At 43.8% G+C, this 6,212-nt stretch carries 9 protein-coding genes and 1 pseudogene; 6 read left to right on the top strand and 4 right to left on the bottom strand.

Annotated features, from left to right (window positions below):
- From A3761_RS17220 to A3761_RS17210, 3 genes are all read right to left on the bottom strand, one after another.
- A partial coding sequence (locus A3761_RS17220) for a TIGR04211 family SH3 domain-containing protein (RefSeq protein WP_231881248.1) occupies positions 1-638 on the bottom strand: 638 nt, incomplete at its 3' end.
- A 98-nt stretch (positions 639-736) separates the two neighbouring features.
- Positions 737-1,036 carry a YciI family protein gene (locus A3761_RS17215; RefSeq protein ID WP_068511593.1) on the bottom strand — a complete coding sequence of 100 codons (300 nt, stop codon included), beginning with the start codon at positions 1,034-1,036 and terminating at the stop codon, positions 737-739.
- A gap of 54 nt (positions 1,037-1,090) precedes the next feature.
- Entirely contained in the window at positions 1,091-1,822 is a 732-nt protein-coding gene (locus A3761_RS17210; RefSeq protein ID WP_068511596.1) for a VC0807 family protein, read from the bottom strand.
- A 167-nt stretch (positions 1,823-1,989) separates the two neighbouring features.
- Here A3761_RS17210 and A3761_RS17205 point away from each other — a divergent pair, with 167 nt between their 5' ends.
- The 3 genes from A3761_RS17205 to A3761_RS17200 all read left to right on the top strand — a co-directional run bounded on the left by A3761_RS17205 (position 1,990) and on the right by A3761_RS17200 (position 4,007).
- Entirely contained in the window at positions 1,990-2,850 is an 861-nt protein-coding gene (locus A3761_RS17205) for a PHP domain-containing protein (RefSeq protein ID WP_068553588.1), read from the top strand.
- A gap of 77 nt (positions 2,851-2,927) precedes the next feature.
- The gene (locus A3761_RS27835) at positions 2,928-3,068 is read left to right on the top strand and encodes a hypothetical protein (RefSeq protein ID WP_197469960.1); all 141 of its coding nucleotides are present in this window, start codon (positions 2,928-2,930) and stop codon (positions 3,066-3,068) included.
- Positions 3,069-3,176: 108 nt separating this feature from the next.
- Positions 3,177-4,007: an FkbM family methyltransferase gene (locus A3761_RS17200; protein ID WP_082865233.1), complete on the top strand. Its 831-nt coding sequence runs from the start codon at positions 3,177-3,179 to the stop codon at positions 4,005-4,007.
- Here the strand turns inward: A3761_RS17200 and A3761_RS17195 are convergent.
- Complete coding sequence (locus A3761_RS17195) at positions 4,004-4,579, bottom strand: nucleoside triphosphate pyrophosphatase (RefSeq protein ID WP_068506768.1); 576 nt, start codon at positions 4,577-4,579, stop codon at positions 4,004-4,006. The two genes, A3761_RS17200 and A3761_RS17195, sit on opposite strands and share 4 nt — an antisense overlap.
- A 137-nt stretch (positions 4,580-4,716) precedes the next feature.
- Between A3761_RS17195 and A3761_RS17190 the strand changes: the two genes are divergently transcribed.
- The 3 genes and pseudogenes from A3761_RS17190 to A3761_RS17180 form a co-directional block, all read left to right on the top strand.
- Entirely contained in the window at positions 4,717-5,244 is a 528-nt protein-coding gene (locus A3761_RS17190) for a YceD family protein (RefSeq protein ID WP_068506765.1), read from the top strand.
- A gap of 51 nt (positions 5,245-5,295) precedes the next feature.
- A complete protein-coding gene (gene rpmF / locus A3761_RS17185; RefSeq protein WP_068506763.1) occupies positions 5,296-5,475 on the top strand; it encodes a 50S ribosomal protein L32 in 180 nt (59 codons plus the stop codon).
- Between the two features lie 31 nt (positions 5,476-5,506).
- A pseudogene (locus A3761_RS17180) lies at positions 5,507-6,212 on the top strand (phosphate acyltransferase); the annotation flags it as partial.

Genomic DNA, 6,212 nt, shown 5'->3' with positions numbered 1-6,212 from the left:
ATTAATAAAGTTAGAATTACACCAAGTGTTACCAGGCCACCCCCGATTAACATCATGTTAGAATCTGACTTATCTTTTAATCTAAGATTCTCGGTTTGGATCAGTTCTAATTCGTTTCTAAGCTGCTCATTACTTTCTCTAAGCTCACGATTTCGCTTATCTAGATTAAGGGCATTGGCCGAAATAGACTTAATGTTCTTTAGCTCTTTGCTATTAGCATTAAGCTCTGAAGTGGTTTGAGTATGTTCTTTGCTAAGACTCTGGTGCTTCTTTTTCAAGTTGGCCAGTTGAGTTTGAGTTTCTTCGTAGTTAGCTTTTAGTTTAGCTAACTCCTGATTAGCTTGGGCTAGCTTAACTTTAGCAATAGGCTGCGCCGTTAGATATCTAGAAGGCAGATAGCCTTCTATGCCGCTTGGCGTTTTAACGTGTGCGTAGCCAGAGCTCAGCTTTTCAATAATTTCCAGCTTGGTGCCGCTCTTAAGTCCTTTGTGGACAATCCTAAACCCGACTCCTTCGCCGCTGCGTAAGGGAACTAAAAGGGTGTCGTCTATGTACATAGTTTCAGCTGATGCAGAGCTGATAGCCAACGCGAGTAAGCATATAGAGGCCGCGATCTTTGAAAGGAATGATGTTTTCACGATTTGTATCCTGTATTTCGTAGTAAGCCCGTTTTAAACAACGAGTCGTAAAGTCAGTAGCGTTAGCCCCGGTTTAGGTCGCTTGATAAGTGTTCTAACTAAGGTAGAACTTTCTTAAATGGTTTAACCGTAACGTTTTCATAAACGCCGGCTGCAACGTAAGGGTCTTGGTCTGCCCATGCTTGGGCTTCGTTTAAAGAACCAAACTCTGCTATTACCAAACTTCCTGTAAAACCTGCTTCACCTGGATCTTCCGAGTCAGTCGCAGGGTGTGGGCCGGCAACAAATAAGCGGCCTTGTTGTTTTAGTTCTTCTAGTCTTGCCAAATGAGCAGGTCTTGCAGATTTGCGCTTTTCTAAACTATTTTCGATATCCTGGGAGATAATTGCGTAGTACATGTGTTTCTCTATTGTTTCAATGTTTGGTCGTAGACTAATTAAAGCATTCTAAGGCTATTGATGGATGATGTCTTCAAAATCCAAGCCCGTTAATCGTTTTATGTGCTTAAAGAGGTAGAGCATTGCGTATATCATCACGATGACGCAGGGTATTGTAATAACCGGGTAGCTAAGCAGGTTCATTGTACCAAGCTCGTCATTGAACTCGGCAGTTCCCGAAGGGCTGACGACTATGTACTTTGCCAATGCATAGTTTAGAGCAGCGGAAAGCATGAAAGAGCCCGCTAGTATATAAGTGGCTGTTTTTAAGACACGTTCAAAAGCGCCTTGGTTATTACTTTTGTCGAGAGCTTCATCGACCTTATCAATTTGCAGAATCTTGTCGTTATAAATAAATGTTTTGACCAAGGGGTACTTGGTTTTTAGTGAAACAATCGTACCTATAGCAATGATCAATGGTATGCTGGCTTCTTTGATTGCAATATATTTTGCATCGAGTTCCAATAGGCCAATGCCGCTGGTGAGTAGAATGCTAATAAAGCCTAACGCTGGGATGAATCCGAATTTTCGCTCTTTGATGAACTGGTAAATACCAAAGAGTAGTGGGAAGGAAAGGCCAAAAATTAGTGCGTATACAGGTCCCAGGCTATCATCGCCGCTCAGATATTTTAGAATAACGGTAGGTAAAATAACGCAGATTGCGAGCTCAAGTAACAAATGACTGGTTTGCTGTTTTTGTGCAGGCTTCTTTGGCTGTGTTGAGGTGTCGATAGTATTTTCGCTCATAAGGTGATTGCGTTGTTCCGTATTAAAAGGTTGTACAAATAGTACGTGAATAAGCTTACAGGTTGGTGATTATATGTGGAAACTGTGAAGGTTCAAACTTACCATCTTTACATAACATGCTTTTATTAAACCTGAATGACACCAACCTTAGATAATCGTGGAGAGTTATGAACCGTTCGCCAATAGATTTACATTGCCATAGCCTGTCATCGGATGGCAGTTTGAGCCCTACAGAGCTTATTCAAAGGGCTGCGGCAAATGGTGTGAAACTCTTGTCTCTAACTGACCACGATACCGTCGCCGGTCAGCAAGAAGCTTTTGACGCAGCAAATGTTGAAGGGATTTCAATGGTGCCCGGAATCGAGCTTTCATGTGTTTGGGGAAACTTTACCATCCACGTTCTTGCCTACAACTATGACTTGAATTCGGGCTTGATGCAGGAAATTGAAGCAAAGCAGTTACAGTCACGTCATCAACGCGCAGAGCTAATTGCAGAAAAACTAGAAAAAAAAGGCTTTCCAGGCCTGTTAGATGCTGCTCGGGCTTTGACTCAGTCAGGGATCCCTGGCCGACCTCATTTTGCACAGGCGATGATTGACCTAGCTTATGTTAGCGATCATAACGAAGCCTTTAAAAAGTATCTGGGTGCGGGGAAGGTTGGCGATGTAAAAAGTTTATGGCCAGAGCTAAAAGACATGGTAAATAGTATTGTTAACGCAAAGGGGAGTGCTGTCGTTGCCCACCCCAGAAAATACAATATGACCCTGACTAAGCTGCGCAATATGTTGGTAGAATTTAAAGCGCAGGGAGGCGAAGGCATTGAGGTAGTTACCTCAGGGCAGAAGCAAGGGGAAGTCGGGATGCTTAGTGATTTGTGTCAGCGAATGGGGTTGAAAGGTTCAATCGGTAGTGACTTTCATTCGCCTGAATATCGCTGGGCTGAACTTGGGCGTATTCCTTCATTGCCAAAAAGTGTTCTGCCGGTATGGCAGGAGTGGGAGGCTTTTCAGTCTCTCGAGCTACAGTAAGAAAAGAACAATTCAAAATTATTAAGATTCATAAGGGCTCAAGTGATTAGAGTCTATAAAAAAGATGGAGAGAGAAAATGACACTATGTCCAATCGCAATGGTTTCTGGTTGTAAGTCTTGCCCGGTATTTAAGGTATGTCCGGGTAAATCAATAATTGGTGACAGCAAAAAGGAAGAGCCGGCTAAGCCAGAAAAGGAAGGATCTAAGGAATCATAAATGTTATAAGTGGGGGCTGCTGTGCCTCGCAGAGGGGTAGCAGGGGGCGACTCTTGGCTATTCCTCCTACTTGGCGAAATGTTGAAACGAAATAATTGACCTTTTTCTATGAATAATCTCCCTTTCGGAAGGTATCGTTTACCTTCATGGTGTCAGGCTTTGCTCGGTATTTGTCACCAATTACCGGTCAATAACTGGTTTGCTAAGCGTCTAGCCTTTCTAATGCGAAAGCCTGTATTGATGCGCAAGCAATCACCTATCGATGTTCAGGTAGAAGGTTTAAAGTTCAGGTTGTTTCCCAAAGGAAACTTATCCGATAAGCGCTTATTAACTATGCCTGGCTTGCTCGATGGCCAGGAGCGACGTTTTTTGGCGTCCGTCTTGAGTGATGGGGCTACAGTTCTAGATGTAGGTGCGAATATCGGCGGTTATGGTTTGCTACTTGCGTGGGAGCGGAAAGACCTAAAGCTTGTTGCTGTAGAGGCGCACCCAGAGCTCGCTGCTCGCTTGCAGCGGCATGTCGAATTTAATCAGCTTCAATCTCGCTGTAAGTGTTTGCAGCTTGCGGCTAGCCCGCAAAACTCATTGGTTAAACTCTATCTCGATGAGGTGAACCAAGGTTGTAATTCTTTGTCGGAAGGGGTTGAGCACCCTGAGAGAGTCAGCACTTCAATTGATGTAAAGGGTTTGACTATTAGTGAGATTTTGGCGCTTGCTGATATTGACAAACTCGAGCTGCTTAAAATGGATATTGAAGGTTTCGAGTTTCCTGTGTTGGAAAGCTTCTTAAATCACGCAGAAGAAGCTGCCTGGCCCAAATACCTGCAGCTAGAGCAGCATAAAGATGCAGCACTAAGCCCAGCGGTTTCTATGGCGCTATCGAAGGGTTATATAAAGGTGCTGCAAACCCGAATGAATGTGATTCTTGAAAAGCGCTAAAGGATAGATACGCCTTCTTTAGCGAGCATGTCGATTAGCCTAATCAAAGGTAGTCCAATCAGTATGTTTGGATCTTTGCCCTCAATAGACTCAAATAACGATATGCCCAAGCCTTCCATTTTAAAGCCTCCCGCACAATCATAGGCTTGTTCGCGTTCTATATAATTGATTAGCTGCTGCTCATTTAGCTTACGAAATTTGGTGGCGTAGCTTTCAACAGCGCTTTGATATTTGCCGGTCTTCGTATTGAGCAGGCACAAGCCTGTATAAAAGTATGCAGTTTTGCCTTGGCAGAGTGTTAGCTGCTCAAGATTGCGTTCTTTATTTAGGGGTTTTCTAAGTATTTGCTCGCCCAAGCATGCGACTTGATCAGAGCCAATGATTAGCGAATTAGGGTGGGATGCAGCCAGTGCTTGCGCTTTTCTTATGGATAAACGCTCGGCCATTTCCTTATAGTTTTCATTAGGGAGGTGAGACTCATCAATGTCAGGAGATGCACACTTGAAGTGCTGAATTATTTTTTCTAGAAGCGCCTTTCTATAGGTGCTGGAAGAGGCGAGTACGATGTCCATAGATATCCTTGTATTGCAGGAAGTTGCATTGCTAAAGCGCAGTGGCCAACAAAAAGCGCTTGTCTTTTTAAATCAATGTCAAAAATACACTTATTTCCTTTGACAATACAGGTCTTCGGCCCTAGAATTGCGCGCTTATGTCTGATCACTCGTTACCCAAGACGCTCGACCCCTTTAAATATGCAGACCAGAATAAGGATTTGCAGGGGCATATAGCGGTACATCTCATGTCTAGGCTGACTTCAATGTTAGTGGATTCTGAGGGTGTCGTTAATATTGACTTGGAATTTGGACGGGATGAGCAAAGGCTGCGTATATTGAAGGGCAAGCTTTCAGCTGAATTGAACTTGCTTTGCCAGCGCTGCTTACATCCGGTCAAAAAGACAATAAGTTCTGAGTTTCAGCTCGGAATTGTAATGAGTGACGAGCAAGCGCAAAACCTTCCGCGTGTTTATGAACCTTTATTGGTGGAAGATGAAAAGCTTGTTTTACTGGATGTGATAGAAGAAGAATTGATCCTGAGTTTGCCAATGTTCGCTTATCATGATGATTGCGAACCTGAAGAGTATAACGAAGGTGATATTGAAGAGAGTGTTGAAAGTGAGGTCGAAGAGACCAAAGAGAATCCTTTCAGCGTGCTTTCAGAACTGAATTTAAAGAAATAATCGGTGAGCTAAGCTCATCAATTGATTTGAAATACCCGCGGGAGAACAAATATGGCTGTTCAAAAAAGTAAGAAAACTCGTTCAAGACGTGGCATGCGTCGTTCACATGACGCGCTAGGCACTGCAACTTTATCTGTAGATCCAACTACAGGTGAGAAGCACTTGCGTCACCACGTTTCTGCTGACGGTTTCTACCGTGGCAAGAAAGTAATTGAGACATTAGAAGACTAGTACGTAAATACTAGTTTCTGAAGACGGCGAAATGTCTGTAGGAATCACCATTGCAGTTGATGCAATGAGTGGCGATGATGGCCCTCAGGTTGTTGTCCCTGCTGTTTTTGCCTATCTTGAAAAGCTTCAGTCAAATGATGCTTCTCAAGCGTCTCCGGCAGCCAGCTGCCAAAGCAAAGCCTTCAATATCATCCTTGTTGGAAAACAGGTTGAATTGGAGGCTTTGTTGCACTCCTACCCAGAAAATCCATCAATATCGATTGTTCACGCCGAAACCGTTGTCTCTATGGATGACCGTCCTTCTCGTGTGCTGCGCAGTAAGCAAGATTCCTCGATGGCTGTGGCACTCCAACTGGTCAAGTCTGGTCAAGCTCAAGCTTGTGTAAGCTCAGGAAATACCGGTGCTTTGATGTTGTTAGGGCGATCAATACTGGGAACCTTTCCCGGTATAGATAGGCCCGCGATTACTAAAATGTTTCCTTCTCAAGGTGGTGGCTGTTTCGTTCTGGACTTAGGTGCAAATGTTGATAGTTCGGCCGAACATCTTCTTCAGTTTGCAATCATGGGCCAAGTATTAGCAAAAATTACCAAAGGCGTTGAAAATCCCCGGGTGGCACTGTTAAATGTTGGCGGTGAAAGTATTAAGGGTAATGAGCAGGTTAGGTTAGCCGCTTCGTTAATAGAAGAAAGTGAAGCGCTCAACTATATCGGCTTTGCTGAAGGCGGCGATATCTTTC

The organism is Oleiphilus sp. HI0123, assembly GCF_001635315.1.
Note: the sequence above shows the minus strand (reverse complement) of the source record. Positions and strands in the feature narration are given on the sequence as shown.